The 20,018-nt window shown below is 44.4% G+C and carries 17 protein-coding genes; 13 read left to right on the forward strand and 4 right to left on the reverse strand.

Features of this window, described 5'->3' with window-relative positions; translation table 11 throughout:
• On the forward strand, positions 1 to 540 hold a 540-nt coding region (locus QZ076_RS17150), incomplete at its 5' end, for an Mfa1 fimbrilin C-terminal domain-containing protein (protein WP_293715168.1).
• Positions 541 to 756: 216 nt separating this feature from the next.
• Positions 757 to 1,722, forward strand: coding sequence for a FimB/Mfa2 family fimbrial subunit (locus QZ076_RS17155; RefSeq protein ID WP_293715171.1), 966 nt, complete (start codon positions 757 to 759; stop codon positions 1,720 to 1,722).
• A 511-nt stretch (positions 1,723 to 2,233) separates the two neighbouring features.
• On the opposite strand, the gene QZ076_RS17160 is transcribed toward QZ076_RS17155, so the two are convergent.
• A complete protein-coding gene (locus tag QZ076_RS17160) occupies positions 2,234 to 2,506 on the reverse strand; it encodes an HU family DNA-binding protein (RefSeq protein ID WP_293715174.1) in 273 nt (90 codons plus the stop codon).
• Positions 2,507 to 2,690: 184 nt separating this feature from the next.
• Between QZ076_RS17160 and QZ076_RS17165 the strand changes: the two genes are divergently transcribed.
• From QZ076_RS17165 to QZ076_RS17175, 3 genes are read left to right on the forward strand one after another with little or no spacing between them, the layout of a single operon-like run.
• Complete coding sequence (locus QZ076_RS17165; protein ID WP_293715177.1) at positions 2,691 to 3,401, forward strand: rhomboid family intramembrane serine protease; 711 nt, start codon at positions 2,691 to 2,693, stop codon at positions 3,399 to 3,401.
• A complete protein-coding gene (locus QZ076_RS17170) occupies positions 3,382 to 4,260 on the forward strand; it encodes a rhomboid family intramembrane serine protease (RefSeq protein WP_293715181.1) in 879 nt (292 codons plus the stop codon). The genes QZ076_RS17165 and QZ076_RS17170 overlap by 20 nt, the downstream gene beginning before the upstream one ends.
• The gene (locus tag QZ076_RS17175; protein WP_293715185.1) at positions 4,257 to 5,372 is read left to right on the forward strand and encodes an endonuclease/exonuclease/phosphatase family protein; all 1,116 of its coding nucleotides are present in this window, start codon (positions 4,257 to 4,259) and stop codon (positions 5,370 to 5,372) included. The genes QZ076_RS17170 and QZ076_RS17175 overlap by 4 nt, the downstream gene beginning before the upstream one ends.
• 55 nt (positions 5,373 to 5,427) lie before the next feature.
• On the opposite strand, the gene QZ076_RS17180 is transcribed toward QZ076_RS17175, so the two are convergent.
• Together QZ076_RS17180 and QZ076_RS17185 are read right to left on the reverse strand one after the other, a co-directional pair.
• Positions 5,428 to 5,997 carry a DUF4468 domain-containing protein gene (locus QZ076_RS17180; RefSeq protein WP_293715188.1) on the reverse strand — a complete coding sequence of 190 codons (570 nt, stop codon included), beginning with the start codon at positions 5,995 to 5,997 and terminating at the stop codon, positions 5,428 to 5,430.
• The gene (locus QZ076_RS17185) at positions 5,985 to 7,004 is read right to left on the reverse strand and encodes a DUF4468 domain-containing protein (RefSeq protein ID WP_293715191.1); all 1,020 of its coding nucleotides are present in this window, start codon (positions 7,002 to 7,004) and stop codon (positions 5,985 to 5,987) included. The genes QZ076_RS17180 and QZ076_RS17185 overlap by 13 nt, the downstream gene beginning before the upstream one ends.
• Positions 7,005 to 7,174: 170 nt before the next feature.
• On the opposite strand from QZ076_RS17185, the gene secDF reads away from it, so the two are divergent.
• The 8 genes from secDF (at position 7,175) to QZ076_RS17225 (ending at position 18,807) form a co-directional block, all read left to right on the forward strand.
• Positions 7,175 to 10,204 carry a protein translocase subunit SecDF gene (secDF, locus tag QZ076_RS17190; protein ID WP_293715194.1) on the forward strand — a complete coding sequence of 1,010 codons (3,030 nt, stop codon included), beginning with the start codon at positions 7,175 to 7,177 and terminating at the stop codon, positions 10,202 to 10,204.
• Between the two features lie 181 nt (positions 10,205 to 10,385).
• Positions 10,386 to 12,383 carry a urocanate hydratase gene (locus QZ076_RS17195; RefSeq protein WP_293715196.1) on the forward strand — a complete coding sequence of 666 codons (1,998 nt, stop codon included), beginning with the start codon at positions 10,386 to 10,388 and terminating at the stop codon, positions 12,381 to 12,383.
• Positions 12,384 to 12,387: 4 nt separating this feature from the next.
• Entirely contained in the window at positions 12,388 to 13,293 is a 906-nt protein-coding gene (ftcD, locus tag QZ076_RS17200) for a glutamate formimidoyltransferase (protein ID WP_293715199.1), read from the forward strand.
• A 3-nt stretch (positions 13,294 to 13,296) separates the two neighbouring features.
• Positions 13,297 to 14,547, forward strand: coding sequence for an imidazolonepropionase (hutI, locus tag QZ076_RS17205; RefSeq protein ID WP_293715202.1), 1,251 nt, complete (start codon positions 13,297 to 13,299; stop codon positions 14,545 to 14,547).
• Between the two features lie 44 nt (positions 14,548 to 14,591).
• Entirely contained in the window at positions 14,592 to 15,215 is a 624-nt protein-coding gene (locus QZ076_RS17210) for a cyclodeaminase/cyclohydrolase family protein (RefSeq protein WP_293715205.1), read from the forward strand.
• 2 nt (positions 15,216 to 15,217) lie between these two features.
• Positions 15,218 to 16,708, forward strand: coding sequence for a histidine ammonia-lyase (gene hutH, locus QZ076_RS17215; protein WP_293715208.1), 1,491 nt, complete (start codon positions 15,218 to 15,220; stop codon positions 16,706 to 16,708).
• A 249-nt stretch (positions 16,709 to 16,957) separates the two neighbouring features.
• Positions 16,958 to 17,509 carry a sigma-70 family RNA polymerase sigma factor gene (locus QZ076_RS17220; protein ID WP_293715211.1) on the forward strand — a complete coding sequence of 184 codons (552 nt, stop codon included), beginning with the start codon at positions 16,958 to 16,960 and terminating at the stop codon, positions 17,507 to 17,509.
• Complete coding sequence (locus tag QZ076_RS17225) at positions 17,506 to 18,807, forward strand: outer membrane beta-barrel protein (protein WP_293715214.1); 1,302 nt, start codon at positions 17,506 to 17,508, stop codon at positions 18,805 to 18,807. Before QZ076_RS17220 ends, QZ076_RS17225 begins: the two co-directional genes overlap by 4 nt.
• A gap of 86 nt (positions 18,808 to 18,893) precedes the next feature.
• Here QZ076_RS17225 and QZ076_RS17230 read toward each other — a convergent pair whose 3' ends face one another.
• Positions 18,894 to 20,003, reverse strand: coding sequence for an Mrp/NBP35 family ATP-binding protein (locus QZ076_RS17230; protein ID WP_195374646.1), 1,110 nt, complete (start codon positions 20,001 to 20,003; stop codon positions 18,894 to 18,896).
• Positions 20,004 to 20,018 lie beyond the last annotated feature (15 nt).

Here is a 20,018-nt window from a genome sequence, read left to right on the forward strand (position 1 = left end):
AAGTTGGTTATTAAATATATTGAAGCTGAATTGACTTCAAAATATGCTGACAACGACCCGGACAATTTCTCTACTCCGTTTACCACGACGTTTAACTCTTACCTGGCTTATTTAGAAGGAAAGGGCGTTGCAGGAGTAACTGCCGTTACTATTCCTACAAAAACGGCATTTGATGCTTTGCCTGGTGCTGACGATGCAGCGCGAATAGGGACTGTTGCCGGTTATTTCTATCAGGCTGGTGTTATAACTCACGGAGCTGATATGTACGGTTCTATTTCTTATTACAAGGGTGGGGATACCTATTATACGATCATGATCAAACATGATAATGATACGAATGATACAAACAATAAACTCGGTGAATTCGGGGTTGTTCGTAATTCAGTATATGATATTACCATTAAATCGATCATGAACCCGGGTTATCCGGTTATCCCGGATCCGGACCCTGAAAAGAAGGATGAAGAAGAAGAAGCCTATATGTCTATTGAGATTGGCATTAATCCTTGGACTTGGTACGAGCAAGGTGTTGAATTATAATTCCGAATAATAGATTCGAAATCTTTTTTATAAGAAGTTGTGGGAGTATTCTCCCACAACTTTGCTTTTAACTGATAAGTTTCCGGAGACTTGGTAAAACTTCGGGATTTTTATTCTGACGGAGCAGACCGTTCTGTCCACCGAATTGGAAATAACGAGAAAAGAAGCAATCTCTTTTCCTCTCTTATATATAGAATCATTAGAAAATTTAAAGATATGAAGCTAAAAAGCCTATTACATCACATTATCATGTGGATTGTCCTTGCTGGCTCCCTGCTAATGACCTCATGCGACAGCTTTAATGAAGATTTGCCAGAGTGTCGTTTGTATGTTAAGTTCAAGTATGACTATAATATGCTGTTTGCCGATGCTTTCCATACCCAGGTGGATAAAGTAGAGCTTTATGTGTTTGATAAAGATGGTAAATATCTGTTCAAACAGGCGGAAGAAGGAAGCGCACTGAGTACGGGGAGTTATCTGATGGTAGTCGAACTCCCTGTCGGCGAGTATCAGTTTATGGCATGGGCAGGTGCTCGCGATTCTTATGATATAACATCTTTGCAAGCAGGTTCCTCCTCTATAGAGGATTTGAAACTGCAATTGAAACGCGAAGAGTCTCTTATTATCGATAAAGAATTGGAGCCCCTTTGGTATGGCGAGATTAATAATGTGACTTTTACCGGTACGACCAATCAGACGGAGGTTATCAATCTGATAAAAGATACCAATAAAGTGAGGTTTGTTTTTCAGGGAAGCAATGAAGACTCCTGGGGAGTGGATGTGCATGCCTATAATTATGAAATAATCGAATCGAACGGTTATCTGGCACACGATAATTCATTGCTGGAAGACGACAATCTTAGTTACCGTCCGTATCATATCGAGCAAAAGAATCTGGGTGCAGGAATTGTCGAGCTGAATACCATGCGGTTTCTGGAAGACCGCAACGCCCGTTTTGTTGTAACAGAAAAGGCTACAGGTAAAAAGGTATTCAATATTAATCTGACTGACTTTCTGGTAATGACAAAGATCGAAGGCCATAATATGAGTGCCCAGGAATATCTCGACCGTGAAAGTGAATATAAGATCGTCTTTTTCTTTGCAGATAATGATCCATGGTTGGCCTTACGGATTAATATCAACGGTTGGACCTGGTATTTTCAGACGGAAGGAGGATTATAACCAGTCTTCTCCGCCTATGATCATAAAGTTTCTCTCGGATGAAACAATTGTTTCTTCAGGGTGAAACAAAAGTTTCTACCTTATGAAACAAATGTTTTACCAGGTAGAGAGTTTCGAATATCGAAACGCTTGTTGGTTGAATGATGCCTATGGTGCGGTTTTGTGGTGATGTCGACCAGCGAGTTTCGGAAAGCATAAGCCGTGGCGGATTGCTGATCGAAATAGAGTCTTTCGAGGTGTGAAAGGTGTGGTATCAGAACCAAATTCCGCTGGTTAATTGATTGAAAAGCAAGATCTTTGTAATAAGATAAATGCCACGGAACAAGAGCACCGTGGTCATGTTTTGTTTGTAATGAAGATACTCACCTGTATAATCAGGTAAGTTTAATATTAATACTAGTGTGGATTCCAGGGGGCAGTGATGTTCTCTGGAATTATTTTTGTGTTTATAGTCATAATAAAAAGGGCTGTCCAAACAGAGAAAGCCCTTTTAAATTTCATGTATCGCTGCTTACTTAATCTGATCGGCTAATTCTGTACCTGCTTTGAATTTAACTGATTTACGTGCAGCAATTTCGATTGGTTGTTTTGTTTTCGGGTTGACTCCTTTGCGAGCTGCTTTTTCTGCGACAGAGAAAGATCCAAAACCTAAAAGGGCCACTTTGCCACCTGCCTTTAATTCCTGAGATACTGTTTCAACGAAAGCTTCGACAGCTTTTTTTGCATCAGTCTTACTTAGACCGGATTTTTCCGATACAGCTGAGATAAATTCTGTTTTGTTCATGATGGTTTGATAATTAATATGTTAAACAATTCTTGTGATAGCCAGAAAGTCGGTCCAAATGTAGTTTTAATTTAATATTCTGCAAAGGAAAACACTGTTTTTTTTATTGATTTACTATGTTTTAGTACTATTTGGCGGAAAAACAATCAAAATATATTTACCTTTGCCGCAAATTGATATGTATATGATGAATCAAAATGGTTCGGGGTTCTTGAATAGTATACCGCCGGTTACAAAAAACCTTATCATTATTAACCTTCTTTTCTGGGTAGCCAGTCTGGCGTTACCGAAGATGGGAATCGACCTGGTGCAGATTTTAGGTTTGCACTTTCCGGGTGTAAAGGATTTTTATCCGTTTCAGTTTGTTTCTTACATGTTTATGCATGATACGCGTTCTTTCGGGCATGTTTTCTTTAATATGTTCGGGGTATATATGTTCGGACGTGTCCTTGAAAATGTATGGGGGCCGAAGCGCTTCCTTACTTTTTATCTGGTGACCGGTATTGGAGCCGGAATTGTACAGGAATTGGTCTGGGCCTATTCTGTCCAGTCTTTTGCCAGTGCCAACGGTCTGACGCTTTTCGAACTGGTGAAGATGGACCCGTCGCTGAATATGATGATAACGGTCGGGGCTTCAGGATCTGTATTCGGTATTTTGCTCGCTTTTGCCATGTTATTTCCGAATGTTCCGTTATTCCTGATGTTCATTCCGATACCCATAAAGGCTAAGTATTTTGTTATATTTTATGGATTGGCTGAACTGTTCATGGGCGTCTCCAGCTTTGGAGGAGACACTGTGGCGCACTTTGCCCATTTAGGCGGTATGTTGTTCGGTTATTTTATGGTTCGCTACTGGAAAAAGAAAGATGCAGGCAATGGAAAGTATTTTTACTAATCTGAAGAATACGTTTCGGGCAGGAAATATACTGGCGAAGCTCATATATATAAATGTAGGGCTTTTTATCCTGATCCGGTTGATGGGGGTGATTTTTCTTCTCTTCAATATCCCCGGGATCTCTTTTCTACAATATCTGCAGATGCCTTCGTCGCCCGAGCTGTTATTATATCGGCCCTGGACGGTTATTACCTATATGTTTACCCATTTCGATTTCCTTCATATTTTATTTAATATGTTGTGGTTGTATTGGTTTGGTGGGCTGTTCCTGAATTTCTTCAGCGAAAGGCAGCTGGGAGGGTTGTATCTATTGGGAGGAATTGCCGGTGCAGTTCTGTTTATGTTGGCCTATAATATTTTCCCATATTTCCAGACAGTGGCATCTTCCAGTTATCTGATGGGAGCCTCCGCTTCGGTGATGGCAATTGTTTTTGCCGTTTCATTTTACCGGAAAGATCTGGAGATCAATTTATTCCTGATAGGGCGTATCAAGTTGATTTATCTGGCCCTGTTTACCTTCGTGATCGATTTGCTGGCTATTACTTCCGATAATGCCGGTGGCCATATCGCTCATATTGGCGGTGCGTTATTCGGTATCTGGTTTGCAATGCGTATAAAGGAAGGAAAAGACCTGACTGCTCCGATGAACCGTATGTTGGATTGGGTGGTGAATCTGGGGAAAAGAAAGCCGAAAATGAAGGTGACGTATAAGCGTGCTGAAACGGATTACGAGTATAACGCCCGGAAGAACCGTGAGTCGGCCGATCTCGATGCCATTCTGGATAAACTGAAACGTTCCGGATATGAAAGTCTTTCGGCAGATGAAAAAAAGCAATTATTTGATGCTAGTAAAAAATGAGTGAAGGACTTAAAACATTAAAGCTGTTATTCAAATCATTGTTCGTGCTGGCCAATGTATTGGTTGTCGTGCTGTTTGTCGCTTCAGCTTACTCGGATCGTGTGGCTCCGGATACAGCCCTTGTTTTTTCTTATCTGGGACTGGCTTTTCCTGTTTTATGTGTCCTGAATTTTTGTTTTGTACTTTATTGGTTATTCCTGTGGGAATGGCGCTTCCTGCTGATCGGGTTAAGTGCTTTTCTGATCTGTTGGGGACCGGTGAAGAAGTATTTTCCTTATCATGCCCATGTTGAGGATATTCCGAAAGAGAACGTGCTTAAGGTGCTTACTTATAATGTGATGGGTTTTGCCTACAAGGATCACACTAAAGAGTCGCCTAATAAAATAGTGCAGTATATCGCTGCTTCAGGGGCGGATGTGGTTTGTTTGCAGGAATATGCAGTCAGCAGGTCGGATAAATTCCTGACTCCTCAGAAATTGTATACAGCACTCGATATGTATCCTTACCGTTCGATAATACCTATCAGTTCGTCCCGTTATATGAATTTTGGTATTGCGGTATTCTCCAAGTATCCGATTTCGAACTCACGCAGGATAAAATACGAGAGCGAATCTAACGGATCGTCTGTTCATGAGTTGGACGTGAATGGGAAAAAACTGACATTGATTAATAACCATCTCGAGTCATTTAAACTGACAATGGAAGACCGAAGTCGTTATACCGCATTTATAAAGAATATAGGAACAGATACTTTCGACGGTATAAAAGGGGCTTTGGAGCAGAAGTTGGGACCGGCTTTCAAAATACGGGCCAAACAGGCTGAGGCGGTAAGTTCTGAAGTGGAAAGAGCTAAAGGCGATTATATATTAGTTTGCGGTGACTTTAATGACACGCCGATTTCATATGCTCACCGGACTATCCAGGGACCATTGGTCGATTCATTTGCCGAATCGGGGCGGGGTATGGGGGTTACGTATAACCAGAATATGTTCTTGTTTCGTATAGATAATATCCTACATTCCCCGAATATGAAATCAGTGAATTGTACGGTCGATAAGATACGCTATTCAGACCACTATCCGTTGTGGTGCTATCTGACAATGGAAGATTAAAAAAGGAGACGCCTTTACAGGCATCCCCTTACATTATATATATATATAACCTTTTTTAGTCTTCCTGTGTTGCGTCGAATACTTCTCCGAACAGATTTTCTGCAAAAAAGAAAGTAGCATTACAGAATAACAGAGGGTCTTTAATCACAGCGATTGTGTTCGACTTGCCGTTGTTGGCTATGACATTCTCTGCCGGATAGGTTTTGAACTTCTTCTCATTTGTCGGATCGTACTGATAAGAGATATCTGTTAGTTCGATGGTATACTTTTCATCGTAGCAGTATATTCTCATTTTATATTTGACAATCGTTTTGTCTGTGTCGTTCAGAAGCAACTCTACCTTTGAGTTTATATTAATCGTTCCTTTCGACTTGCTGGATGTTACGCTCGACAGGAATACATCCTTGCCGTAGTTCTTTTTGGCCCACTTGTCGATAGCGTTGAACAATTCGCCTTTTTTCATGCCTTCCGCATCGACGTCATCACTATAGCATACTTTCCCGTCTTTCATGGGAGCGCATGACTCTACAGAACCTTTGTGTCCCTGCGCTATCGCCAGCAAGGGACACATTAGCATCAACAACAACAGTATATTCTTTGTTATTTTCATAATCATCTGATCCATACGTTAAGGATTTCACCGATAATGATTTTTTGTGTTCCTTCGGTCGACTCCCCTTGTTTGACACACTGAATCATAAACCAGGTTTCCGGATCGTCCTGTTTGTTGAAAGAAATTGTGTAAAAGTCGTTATCTTTAATTGCTTTATACACTTCACTGTCCGGGCTGATAGAGATAGAAGCGATGTTCTTTCCGAACATCTTACCCATTTCTTTCCAGGTGGCATAATGTTCTACCAAAGTTCCATTCTCACCGGGTGTTACCTGCATCTTGCTTCCCGGTAACATATTCAATAATGTCGACGGGATCTTATCCGGCTCGAACGTACTTAATCCCTGGCATACTTCAATGTTGTTGACCGGTGCTTTAGTTATCTGTTGTGCGGGAACTGTGGCCGGAGCTGTTTGCTGTTGTACGGGAGCTACCGCATAAGCCGGAGTGACAACACCTGCCGGCTGGATACCAAAGGCTGCATCTGCACTCTTGAACATTTCGTCTGCTAAATCGATGGTTTTACGACGGAACTTGCCGTTACCACGGTTCAGTTTATCTTTTTTCTTGTTCAATGCAAACTTGTCTGTGATCCATTCTTCCGCAGTATATTTTTCGGGCTCACGCTGATAGGATACGTTGTATTCGTAGCGGATGCCGGTCATTTTGATCTTTGCTGAATTATTTTCACATTCTATCGTTACGCGATAGTTTATCAATGAACGGTCCAGTGATAATGCAGTGCTTTGGAATACAAGGTATTCTTCACCTACAGCAGCGATATCGCCTTTGTCTTTATCGGAATAAACCAGGCGACGTCCGTCTTCACTGAAGTATTTCTGTGCCCAAGAATACATAATATCATAAATCTGATCCTTTGAAAGGGAGGGTATACTTATCTCTTTGGAAAATACAACTTTGCCCTCATCTTCAGTTACAGCACCGGCTAAATACTTCTGATCCTCCTGAGCTATAAGCAGGGAAGGAATGAATAAAAGGAATAATAAAAGATGTTTCATGGTGAATTCTGTGTTTTTTATGGGCAAAGATATATAATTGTACTTGAAATTAACTATGAGAGTGACAAATAATTAATCATATTGCTATATGACAAAGAAAAAAAAGCCTATATTTGCACCCTGTGAAAAAACGAAAATAAATAATGTAATAACATAAACTCAAGATTCAAATGCAAAACAAGGGATTTGTAAAGGTCTTCGCTGTGTTACTTACGCTTGTATGTTTGTTCTATCTATCGTTCTCATTTGTAACAAGATATTACAACAATAAAGCCGCTGAGTATGCAGGAGGGGATCCGTCGAAAGAGAGTCTTTATTTAGACTCATTATCTACTCAGAAGGTATGGTTGGGCTATACGCTCAAGCAGTGCCGTGAAATGGAAATTAGTTTAGGACTTGACCTGAAAGGCGGTATGAACGTCGTTCTGGAGTTGAATGTGGCTGATGTAATCCGTTCGCTGTCAAACAATAACCAGGATGAGAACTTCAATAAGGCTTTAACTTCAGCTTATGCTCGCCAGGCAACCAGTCAGAAGGACTTTATTGATTTGTTTGCAGAAGAGTACAAGAACCTGGACAGTGGCGCACGTTTGTCTGCCATATTCAGTACATTTGAACTGAAAGATAAAATTACTCCGCAGAGTACAGATGCTCAGGTTGTTGCTGTGTTGAAAGAAGAGTTGAAAAGTGCTATCGATAACTCATTTAACGTATTGCGTACTCGTATCGACCGTTTCGGTGTGGTTTCTCCGAACATTCAACGTTTGGAAACAGCAGGTCGTATCCTGGTGGAACTTCCGGGTGTGAAAGAACCGGAACGTGTGCGTAAATTGTTGCAGGGTAGTGCTAACCTGGAATTCTGGGAAACTTATCAGTTGCCGGAAGTATACCAGCAGTTGGTTGCCGCCGATAACATTTTAGCTACTGTACTGGCAGAACACAATGAAGATGCTACCGTTACTGAAACGGAGAGCGTTTCTACGGAAGGTGCCGATACTACTGCTACTGAAACGACAGCAGTTGAAGAAGGAACGAATACAAACGAAGCCGACTCGTTGTTGGCTCAGATCGCTCAGGATAAACCGGAAGCTCAGGCTAACCAGTCGATGGAAGAGTTCGCAAAACAGCATCCGTTGTTTGCCTTGCTGCAGATCAACCAGTACAACGGTCAGTTAGGTCGTGGCGCTTCTGTAGGTGTGGCTAACGTAAGAGACATTCCTAAGATCAACGAATACCTGGCGATGAAGCAGGTAAAAGACGTATTGCCTCGTAACCTCTCTTTGAAATGGGGTGTTAAGGCAATGGACGAAAAAGAACAATATTTCGAATTATATGCGATCAAGGTTACTAACCGTGACGGTTCACCAGCTCTGGGTGGCGACGTGGTGACCGACGCTAACGCTGACTTCGTTCAGCAGGTAGGCCGTTCAGAACAACAGGTTAGCATGAGCATGAACGCAGAAGGAGCTAAAGCATGGGCTCGTCTGACAAAAGAAAATATCGGTAAATCTATCGCTATCGTTTTGGATGACATGGTTTATTCAGCTCCGAACGTAAACGATGAAATTACCGGAGGACGTTCTTCTATCACAGGTCATTTCACTCCGGAAGAAGCGAAGGACTTGGCAAACGTATTGAAATCAGGTAAGATGGCAGCTTCTGTACAGATCGTACAGGAAGACGTTGTCGGTCCGTCGCTGGGTCAGGAAGCTATCAGTTCTGGTGTTATCTCATTTGCACTGGCTTTGATCCTGTTGATGGTTTACATGTGCGCATTCTACGGTATCATCCCGGGTCTGATTGCAGACGGTGCACTGGTATTGAACATCTTCTTCACAATGGGTATCCTTGCTTCTTTCCAGGCAGTACTTACTTTGCCGGGTATCGCCGGTATGGTGTTGACGCTGGGTATGGCGGTCGATGCGAACGTGTTGATCTATGAACGTACAAAAGAAGAGCTTCGTGCTGGTAAATCGTTAGGCAAAGCTATTGCCGATGGTTATAGCAATGCGTTCTCTGCTATCTTCGACTCGAACTTAACATCTATCATTACCGGTGTCGTATTGTTCTACTTCGGTACAGGTCCTATCCGTGGTTTCGCAACCACAATGATTATCGGTCTGTTTGCTTCTTTCCTTACAGCAGTCTTCCTGACTCGTATTGTATACGAAGCATTACTGGCTAAGGATAAACTGAAGAATGTAACATTTGTAACATCAATTACAAAAGACCTGTTGACTAATCCGAAAGTCAACTTCTTGGGTGCCCGTAAAGTAGGTTATATTATTCCTGCTGCTATCATCCTTCTGGGAGCTGTTTCTATGATGACGATCGGTTTGAACAACGGTATCGACTTCACCGGTGGACGTAACTATATCGTTCGTTTCGATCAGGATGTGAAGACAGACGAAGTTCGTAACATGTTGGATGAAAAATTGGACGGTGCTGTAAGTGTTATCACTATCGGTACTCCGGATCAGGTTCGTATCTCTACCAACTATAAGATTGATGATGCAGACCCGGCAGTAGACCAGGAAATCGAATCATTGTTGTTCGAAGGTGTTAAACCGTTGCTTCCTGCAGACGCTACACTGGAGCAGTTCACTACTACTTATATCCAGAGTTCACAGAAGGTAGGACCGAGTATGGCCGACGACATCAAGAATAGTGCTATCATGGCCGTTATCTTCGCTATGTTCTGTATGGCTGCTTATATCCTGCTTCGTTTCCGCGACTGGTCATTCTCCGTAGGAGCATTTGCTTCAGTTGCAGTAACAACATTGTGTATCATTTCTTTCTATACATTATTATGGAAATTGTTACCGTTCTCAATGGAAGTCGACCAGACATTTATCGCGGCTATCCTGACGATTATCGGTTACTCGATCAATGATACTGTGGTTGTATTCGACCGTATCCGTGAAACGATCGGTCTGTATCCGAAGCGCGACCGTTACCAGGTGATCAATGATGCTTTGAACTCAACATTGTCTCGTACATTCAATACATCATTAACAACATTGGTTGTTGTACTTTGTATCTTTATCCTCGGTGGTAGCACAATCCGTAGCTTTACGTTTGCTATCCTGCTGGGTATCGTAGTCGGAACATATTCAACATTGTTTATCGCAACTCCGATTGCATACGAAATACAGAAAAGAAAGATCAATAAGAAAGCTGCTGCTGAATTAGCAAAATAAGAAGCAGTTACGATAAGAAAAAGAAGAGGCTGTCTAGTTTTTTAGGCAGCCTCTTTTTGCTTTTATTATGCTTCTAAACATATATGCGAAATTGCTCAAACGTAAGGAAATAATTACCTTGTAGGCCACTTATAGGATGTTTTTCTGACAGATTGTAAGTAATAGATAAATGTCATCAGTTATGCAAATACATCTTGGTCGCCAACTACCGGAATATCCTTCTTTTGTAGCCGGTATCCGCCGCGCTCCTGATCGCGGCTATACGCTTACGCCCAGACAAACCGAAACAGCATTGAAAAATGCTTTAAGGTATGTACCAAATGAACTTCATGCAACGTTAGCCCCCGAATTTATGGAGGAGCTTCTTACCCGTGGAAGGATATACGGATATCGTTATCGCCCCGAGGGAGACTTAAAAGCACGTTCGATTGAAGATTATAAGGGAAACTGCCTGGAAGGTAAAGCATTTCAGGTGATGATCGATAACAATCTCTGTTTCGACATTGCCTTGTATCCCTACGAATTGGTTACTTATGGCGAAACCGGTCAAATTTGTCAGAACTGGATGCAATACCGGCTTATTAAGCAGTACCTGGAAGTAATGACACAGGAACAGACACTGGTTATAGAGTCAGGTCATCCTTTGGGGTTATTCCGGTCGAAGCCGGAAGCTCCGCGGGTTATTATCACAAATTCGATGATGGTCGGTTTGTTCGACAACCAGAAAGACTGGCATATTGCCGCCCAGATGGGAGTGGCTAATTATGGACAGATGACAGCCGGAGGATGGATGTACATCGGTCCGCAAGGAATCGTTCACGGTACGTTCAATACGCTATTGAATGCCGGGCGCCTGAAATTAGCCATCCCGCAAGATAAAGACCTTAGAGGCCATCTTTTTGTCTCTTCCGGGTTGGGCGGTATGAGCGGGGCACAACCGAAAGCTGCGGTTATAGCCGGGGCAGCCTGCATTGTTGCCGAAGTCGACTTTTCACGTATTGAGACACGGCGTTCACAAGGATGGGTACAACTGGTTACTGCCGATAAAGCGGAGGCTTTCCGTTTGGCAAAGAAAGCGCAGGCTGCGAAAGAGCCGCTTTCGATAGCCTTTCATGGTAACATTGTCGACCTGCTGGAATATGCCGGAGCGGAATCTATTCATATCGACCTGTTGAGTGACCAGACATCCTGCCATGCCGTCTACGAAGGAGGTTATTGTCCGGCAGGAATCAGTTTTGAAAAACGGACACGGCTGTTGTCGGATGATCATGATACGTTTTGTACTTTGGTCGATCAGTCGCTATGCAGGCATTATGAGATAATAAAGAAGCTGGTGGCCTCAGGTACCTATTTCTTTGATTACGGCAATTCATTTATGAAAGCGATTTACGATGCCGGTGTAAAAGATATATCCAGGAATGGTATCGATGAGAAAGACGGTTTTATCTGGCCTTCTTATGTAGAAGATATTATGGGGCCTGAACTGTTCGATTATGGCTATGGACCTTTCCGCTGGGTTTGCCTGAGCGGTAAACATGAAGATTTGATAAAAACAGACCATGCGGCAATGGATTGTATCGATCCGGAACGCAGGGGACAAGACCGGGATAATTATAACTGGATACGCGATGCCGAAAAGAATCGGCTGGTAGTCGGTACGCAAGCCCGTATCTTGTATCAGGATGCCGAAGGGCGGCTGAAGATAGCTCTCCGCTTTAACCGGATGGTACGTGATGGTGAGATCGGTCCTGTTATGTTAGGGCGCGACCACCACGACGTAAGTGGAACAGATTCGCCTTTCCGTGAAACTGCGAATATTTATGACGGTAGTAACGTAATGGCCGATATGGCCGTACAATGTTTTGCCGGAAATGCCGCGCGTGGAATGAGTCTGGTTGCTCTCCATAACGGTGGAGGAGTAGGAATCGGTAAGGCTATAAACGGTGGCTTCGGTATGCTACTTGACGGAAGCGAACGGGTGGACGAAATATTACGTTCTGCCATGCTATGGGATGTCATGGGAGGCGTGGCGCGTCGTTCATGGGCACGTAATCCACATGCGATCGAGACCTGCGAAGTATTTAATAAGAAAAATGAAGAACTGTATCATGTAACGATTCCTTATATTCCGGAGGAAACGTTGATACGCCAAATAGTAGAGACCTCTTTAAATATCTGAAGTTATGAGTAGTTGGAGTAAAATAATGGAATGTGTTCCCAATTTTAGTGAAGGAAGAGATTTGGGGAAAATAGAAAAAATAATAGAGCCATTTAGAGCCAGACAAGGAGTAAAATTGTTAGATTATAGTAATGATGAAGATCATAACCGTCTGGTGGTAACCGTGGTCGGTGAACCCGAGGCATTGAAGGCTGCTCTGCTGGAAGCTGTCGGACAGGCTGTAGCATTGATAGATCTGACTTGTCACACCGGACAGCATCCGAGGATGGGAGCTGTCGATGTAGTACCGTTCATTCCTATTAAAGGATGTACGATGGAGGAGGCAGTCGGTTTATCGAAAGAGGTAGGCGAACAGATTTCAGCTTTGTATAATGTGCCTGTATTCCTTTATGAAAAGTCGGCTTCGGCTCCTTACCGTGAAAACCTGGCAGCTGTCAGGAAAGGGGAGTTCGAAGGAATGGCGGATAAGATTAAATTGCCGGAATGGCAACCGGATTTTGGACCGGCCGAACGTCACCCAACAGCAGGAACCGTTGCTGTGGGCGCACGCATGCCACTGGTCGCCTATAATGTGAATCTCGGTACGGCAAATCTGGAAATAGCCAGCGATATCGCGAAGAAGATCCGTTTTATAGGCGGCGGTCTGCGTTATTGCAAAGCAATGGGAGTAGAGCTTAAAGAGAGAGGAATTACACAAGTTTCTATAAATATGACCGATTATACCCGCACAGCTTTGTACCGTGCATTCGAACTGGTCAAGGTGGAAGCACGACGTTACGGGGTGCCGGTGGTTGGAAGTGAGATAATCGGATTGGTTCCGATGGAAGCATTGATCGATACGACATCTTTTTACCTGGGGTTGGAGAACTTTTCGATGAACCAGGTGTTAGAAGCCAGAATAATGGAGTAAAACATGAAAGGAGATAAATTACTGATAAGAAATGCATCGCAGGTCGTTACCTGCTCTGGTTTTCAGGCAAAGAAAGGTGCGGAAATGTCCGACCTGCATGTGATTGAAGACGGGGCGGTTGTCGTATCCGGCGGTATAATCACACATGTCGGCTCAACCAAAGATATTTTACGACAGGTCGATGTGGAGGAATACCTTGAGATTGATGCCAGTGGCCGGGCACTTCTTCCCGGCTTCGTGGATAGTCATACTCATTTTATTTTCGGAGGCTACCGGGAAGAAGAGTTTTCCTGGCGGTTGAAAGGGGATAGTTATATGTCGATCATGGAACGGGGCGGGGGTATAGCCAATACGGTCAATGCCACCCGGGATTGCGACTTTGAGCAATTGTGGAGCATCGGTTACGAGCGGCTCGACGAGATGCTCGATATGGGTGTTACGACAGTAGAAGGAAAAAGCGGATACGGTCTTGATTTCGAAACGGAATTAAGGCAACTGCGCGTTATGGCCGACCTGAACGAGGAACATCCGGTAGATGTGGTTTCCACCTATTTGGGTGCTCATGCCACTCCTCCCGAGTATACCCACCAGACAGACGACTATATCACCTATATGATCGAGCAGGTATTGCCGGAGCTTCGTTTGGAAAGAACAGTTACCTTCTGTGATGTCTTTTGCGAACAAGGTGTCTTTTCTTTGAAGCAAAGTGAACGCCTGTTGCGTGCAGCAAGAAGCCAGCGTTTCAAGCTAAAGATGCATGCCGACGAGATCGTATCCCTGGGAGGTGCCGAACTGGCCGCCCGTCTGAAAGTGGTCAGTGCCGACCATCTTCTTCATGCATCGGATGAAGGTATCAAACGAATGGCACGTAGCGGGGTGATCGCAACCTTGCTTCCGCTTACCGCTTTCTCGCTGAATGAACCGTTTGCCCGCGGGCGTGAAATGATAGATGCCGGTTGTGCCGTAGCTCTGGCTTCCGATTACAATCCCGGCAGCAGTTTCTCCTGCTCTATCCCGATGCTGTTTGCATTGGCCTGTATCCAGATGAAGCTGACGGTGGAAGAAGCGGTTACAGCACTGACTATTAATGGAGCAGCCGCCCTGGGACGTGCAAATAAGATTGGTAGTATTGACGTGGGAAAGAAAGCCGACCTGGTTTTATTGAAATATCCTTCTTATAAGTTCCTGCCTTACAATGTAGGAATGAATATTGTGGATACAGTTATCAAGGACGGTATTATTTATATGATCTGAGAAGTATGTTATTCATTGTTTAACACCTTAAATATTATTATACTATGCTGGTAGACTTGACAATTAAAGACTTTTTGGCCGAAACCGCCAGTAATGCACCTGTTCCTGGCGGTGGAAGTATCTCTGCCCTGAACGGAGCTATTGCTACTGCCTTGACGGAAATGGTAGCGAACCTGACTATCGGGAAAAAGAAATATGCCGATGTAGAAGGACAGATGAAAACGATTGCCACGGAAGCGGCTCTTATCCGTGAACGTCTGATACGCGACATCGACCGTGATAGCGAAGCTTACGACCGTGTATTTGCAGCTTTCAAACTTCCGAAAGAAACGGAAGAACAGATTGCTGAACGTAGCCGTACAATTCAGGATGCAACAAAGGAAGCGGCAATGGTTCCCATGCAAGTTGCCGAAGAGGTGGCATCCGTGATGGAAACAATTATCTATGTAGCACATAAAGGTAACCGAAATGCTGTTACCGATGCCTGTGTTGCTATGATGACGGCCCGTACCTGTGTGCTGGGGGCTTTACTGAATGTCCGTATTAACTTGGGGTCGATTAAGGATGAAGTTTTTGTGGAACGAATGAAAGTGAAAGCCGACTATCTGGAGTCTGAAGCGATCCGTATCGAGACTAAGCTGCTTAACTGGGTTAAAACAATCTTATAACTATGAGCAATGTCTATTATGTAGGTTCTGAACCTCTTACTTTCGAAAGTATAGAACAGATACTTACGCAGAATATGAAACTGGAGCTGACACCGGAGGTGCGCGACCGTATCCGGAATTGCCGCGATTATCTGGATCGGAAGATCGAGCAGCAGGACGGTCCGCTCTACGGCATTACTACCGGTTTTGGTTCGTTGTGCAACAAAAATATCTCGCCCGACGAGCTCAGTACCCTGCAGGAGAATCTGGTAAAGAGCCATGCTTGTAGCGTAGGCGACGAAGTGAGCCCGGTTATCGTGCGGTTGATGATGCTTCTGAAGGCGCATGCCTTGTCGTTGGGACATAGCGGTGTGCAGGTCATTACGGTGCAGCGCATTCTCGACTTCTTCAATAACGATGTCCTGCCGATCGTTTACGACCGTGGTTCGCTGGGTGCTTCCGGCGATCTGGCTCCGTTGGCCAATCTATTCCTTCCGATTATCGGCGTGGGGGATGTGTATTATAAAGGTAAGAAGCGGGAAGCCATCAGCGTACTGGATGAATTTGCCTGGAAACCTGTCCGCTTGAAAAGCAAAGAAGGACTAGCCTTACTGAATGGTACGCAATTTATGAGTGCCAACGGTGTCTTTGCCCTGATGCGTGCCTTCCGTCTCTCGCGGAGGGCCGATATGATTGCCGCTTTGTCTCTGGAGGCTTTTGACGGACGTATCGATCCTTTCATGGATTGTATCCAGCAGATACGCCCTCACCCGGGACAGATAGAGACAGGTAAAGCTTTCCGGGAGTTTCTGGAAGGAAGCGAACTGATAAACCGCAAGAAGGAACATGTGCAAGACCCGTATTCTTTCCGCTGTATCCCACAGGTACACGGGGCGACAAAGGATGCCATCAACTACGTGTCCGGCGTACTGCTAACCGAGATCAATTCGGTAACGGACAACCCGACCATTTTCCCGGACGAAGATAAGATCATCTCCGGTGGAAACTTTCACGGCCAACCGTTGGCGATCTCTTATGATTTCCTGGCTATTGCCCTTGCCGAGTTGGGTAATATCTCCGAACGGCGTGTGGCACAGCTTATCATGGGACTTCGTGGCTTACCTGAATTCCTCGTAGCCAACCCCGGACTGAATTCCGGTTTTATGATCCCCCAGTATGCTGCCGCCAGCATGGTTAGCCAGAACAAAATGTATTGCTATGCCGCCAGTAGTGACTCGATCGTATCCAGCAACGGACAGGAAGATCATGTCAGTATGGGAGCGAATGCCGCCACCAAACTCTTCAAGATCATGGATAACCTCGATCTGATCCTGGCCATCGAATTAATGAATGCCGCCCAGGGGATAGAGTTTCGTCGTCCGGCTAAAACGTCTCCCATCCTCGAAAAGTTCCTGAAAGACTTCCGCAAAGAAGTTCCTTTTATTGAGGATGACATCGTTATGTACACCGAAATCCACCGTACGGTTGCTTTCCTACGGAGGCATCCGATGTAGAAACTGTGTGTCTTACTCCCTGCATGAAAGTTTAATACTCTTCAAAGGCTATATGAAAGACATGAATGCATTTTTCTGGAAACTTTTTTATTATCGTATTATTCTCGCTAATTATATATAAATCAGTATTTAAATAAATGTATTATCGGCTATAGCTCATCTTCTTTTCTTTATTTTGCAGAAAAAATGAAGAATGCGTGCAGTATTCCCGCAGTCATTACATTTATATAATAAACACGCGCGGCGTTGATGGGTGAAGAAGAACTGATAAGGCAGTGTATGCGGGGTGCAAATGCAGCCCGTAAAGAACTCTACGATACTTATGCCAAACAAATGTTAAACATTTGTTACCGGTATACAGGAGGTATGGACGTGGCGTATGATCTGTTGCATGACGGATTTCTGAAAGTCTTCTCCTCCTTCTCAAATTTTACGTATCGTGGGGAAGGGAGTCTGAAAGCGTGGATGAGCCGTATTTTTGTGAATACAGCACTAGAGTATCTTCGAAAGAAGGATGTACTCAAACAAATAGTCCCCCTTGATATGATTGCTGAAACAGAGGAGGAGCCTCCGGAGGAGATCGAACAGATCCCGACGTCGGTTCTGATGCGATTCGTCCAGGAGTTACCGACAGGGTATCGCACCGTGTTTAACTTATATACATTTGAAGAACGAAGTCATAAAGAGATTGCCGAGCTTTTACATATCAACGAACGATCATCATCGTCGCAACTGTGTCGGGCAAAAGCAATGCTGGTAAAGAAAGTAAACGATTACATTCAGAAAGAAGCCGGAAAATGAAAATGGAAGATAAATTAATACAGGAATACCGAATACGGGAAGTTGATTTTCAGCTGCCGTTGCCGGAGGATGGCTGGGAAAAGCTCGAAGCGGCGTTTTCTGCTACTCCACATGTCCGTCGCTTCCCTTATCGTTGGTTGGCGGCAGCAGTGTCTTTTTTGGCAGTTTTAGGTTCGGCTCTTTACTTTATGGGGATAGATAAAGAGATAGAACCGGTCTTGTCGGATATTGTTCTTCCTGCTGAGTCGGGAGGTGGTACATCTGCTCCGGTTGTTGTGCCGGTTGAAGAGATAAAGCCGCAGCCGGTGACGAAGCAATTGGCGGCTATCGTGAAAAAGGCGGAACCGGAATTACCGGGACTGACTGAAACGATGTCGGAGATTTATTTGTCTATTTCTGCTTATTTCCATGCAGAGATAGGAGAAGAGAATGTTACGGAAAATAACTCTAACAGCCGGTCGGTTGTGGAAAGGAGCGGCCAGTATGAGTACGTTTCGGAAAGGAGTTATGAGACTTTGCCGAAGAAGCAATCTTCGTCAGGCAAAGGATGGACATTCGGTTTGTATGCCGGGAATATGTTTGACCGCCATTCTTCTGCGTCGGAAGGATTAGCGATGTTCAATGGTTCGGCAACCCGTTCGGATGTAAGTGTGAATAATAATCCGGGTTCGGGAACATTTGATGACTACATGAATAATGTGGCTTCAAATGCTTCGAACTTCCGGGATCCGGCGGATTATTCCATGTTTGAGAAGATAGCTGCGGCCAACTATCAGAAGCCGTCGGGTACAAAGATGAAACATAAGTTCCCGCTTTCGGCAGGGCTTTCGGTAAAGAAGAAGATCAACGACAAGTTTTCGGTGGAAAGCGGCTTGGTTTATACCTTCCTTTCGTCGGAACTGTCGGCCGGTGAAGTCGATTTCTATTCGCAGGAGCAACGCCTGCATTATTTGGGTATTCCTTTGAAAGTGAATTATACCCTGTGGAAGAAAGACCGTTTATCTGTTTACGCTTCTGCCGGAGGCATGGCGGAAATGTGTGTGGATGGTAGTCTGAATACGAATTATTACCTGAATAACGTTCGTGAACGTAAGAGTAAGACTGACCTTGATGTAAAAAAGGTGCAGTTATCCGCTTTAGCTTCATTGGGTGTACAATATGACATATCTAAACCCGTTAGTATCTATGCCGAACCTGGTATCGCCTATTATTTTGATGATAAGAGTGTGGTTGAGACGATCCGGAAAGAGCAGCCACTCTGTGCATCGGTGCAGTTCGGAGTTAGACTTTCATTTTGATGAGATGTGATGATGATTTCCTGTACAGGAGAAAAGATGAGCAGGGCTCCCCGTCGGGACCCTGCTCTTTCTTTTTCAGTTAACTATTAGCTTTTACTGACATTAACCCGTTGTGTAGGGGCCATGTTTGCATTGCGGTAGTTGATCTGTTCGACTACGTTCTCTGCCAGGTCGCGGAAAGCGGCTCCGGTGATCGTATCAGGATTCAAGGCAACAGGTGTACCGTTGTCGCCTCCCTCACAGATACTTTGTACAATAGGTATTTGTCCTAATAGAGGAATATTCAGTTCTTCTGCCAGGCGTTTGGCTCCTTCTTTACCGAACAGGTAATATTTGTTTTCCGGGAGTTCGGCAGGGGTGAACCAGGCCATATTCTCAACCAGTCCCAGTACCGGGACATTGATCTTTTCGCCGGTAAACATGCTGATACCTTTGCGGGCATCGGCCAGGGCAACTTCCTGCGGTGTGCTGACAACGATAGCACCGGTGATAGCCAGTGTCTGTACCATTGTCAGGTGAATATCACTTGTTCCCGGTGGCAGGTCGATCAGGAAATAATCGAGGTCGCCCCAGTTGGCATCGCCGATCAGCTGTTTCAAGGCATTGCTTGCCATAGCACCGCGCCATAGCACGGCATCTTCTTTATTCACGAAGAAACCGATCGACAGCAATTTGACTCCGTAATTTTCTGCCGGCTGGATCAAATCGCGTCCGTCAACCTCTTCCATATAAGGACGGGCATCCTCTACATTGAACATTTTGGGTTGCGAAGGACCGAAAATATCGGCATCCAGCAAACCTACTTTATAACCGAGACCGGCCAGCGCCACAGCCAGGTTGGCGGCAACCGTACTTTTACCTACACCTCCCTTTCCGGAAGATACGGCAATGATATTTTTTACCTGCGGAAGCAGTTTGTCCGGTTCGGGACGTGCAGCCTGACGTGCCAGCACTTCGATGTTTCCTTTGATGTCGACCTCTTCACCTACATAGGTAAGGATGGCTGTTTCGGCAGCCTTTACGACTGATTTGATAAACGGATCGTTAGGTTTCTCGAAAAGGAGTGAGAAACTCACCTTGTTGCCGTCGATCCGTATGTTGTCTTCTACCATGCCCATTTCGACAAGGTCTTTCCCTGTCCCCGGGTAACGCACTTTGGCTAGTGCGTCCATGATTAGTTTAGGATATATAGCCATAATATAATTGTATAA

The sequence above is a fragment of the uncultured Parabacteroides sp. genome (assembly GCF_905196875.1).
Lineage (GTDB): Bacteria > Bacteroidota > Bacteroidia > Bacteroidales > Tannerellaceae > Parabacteroides.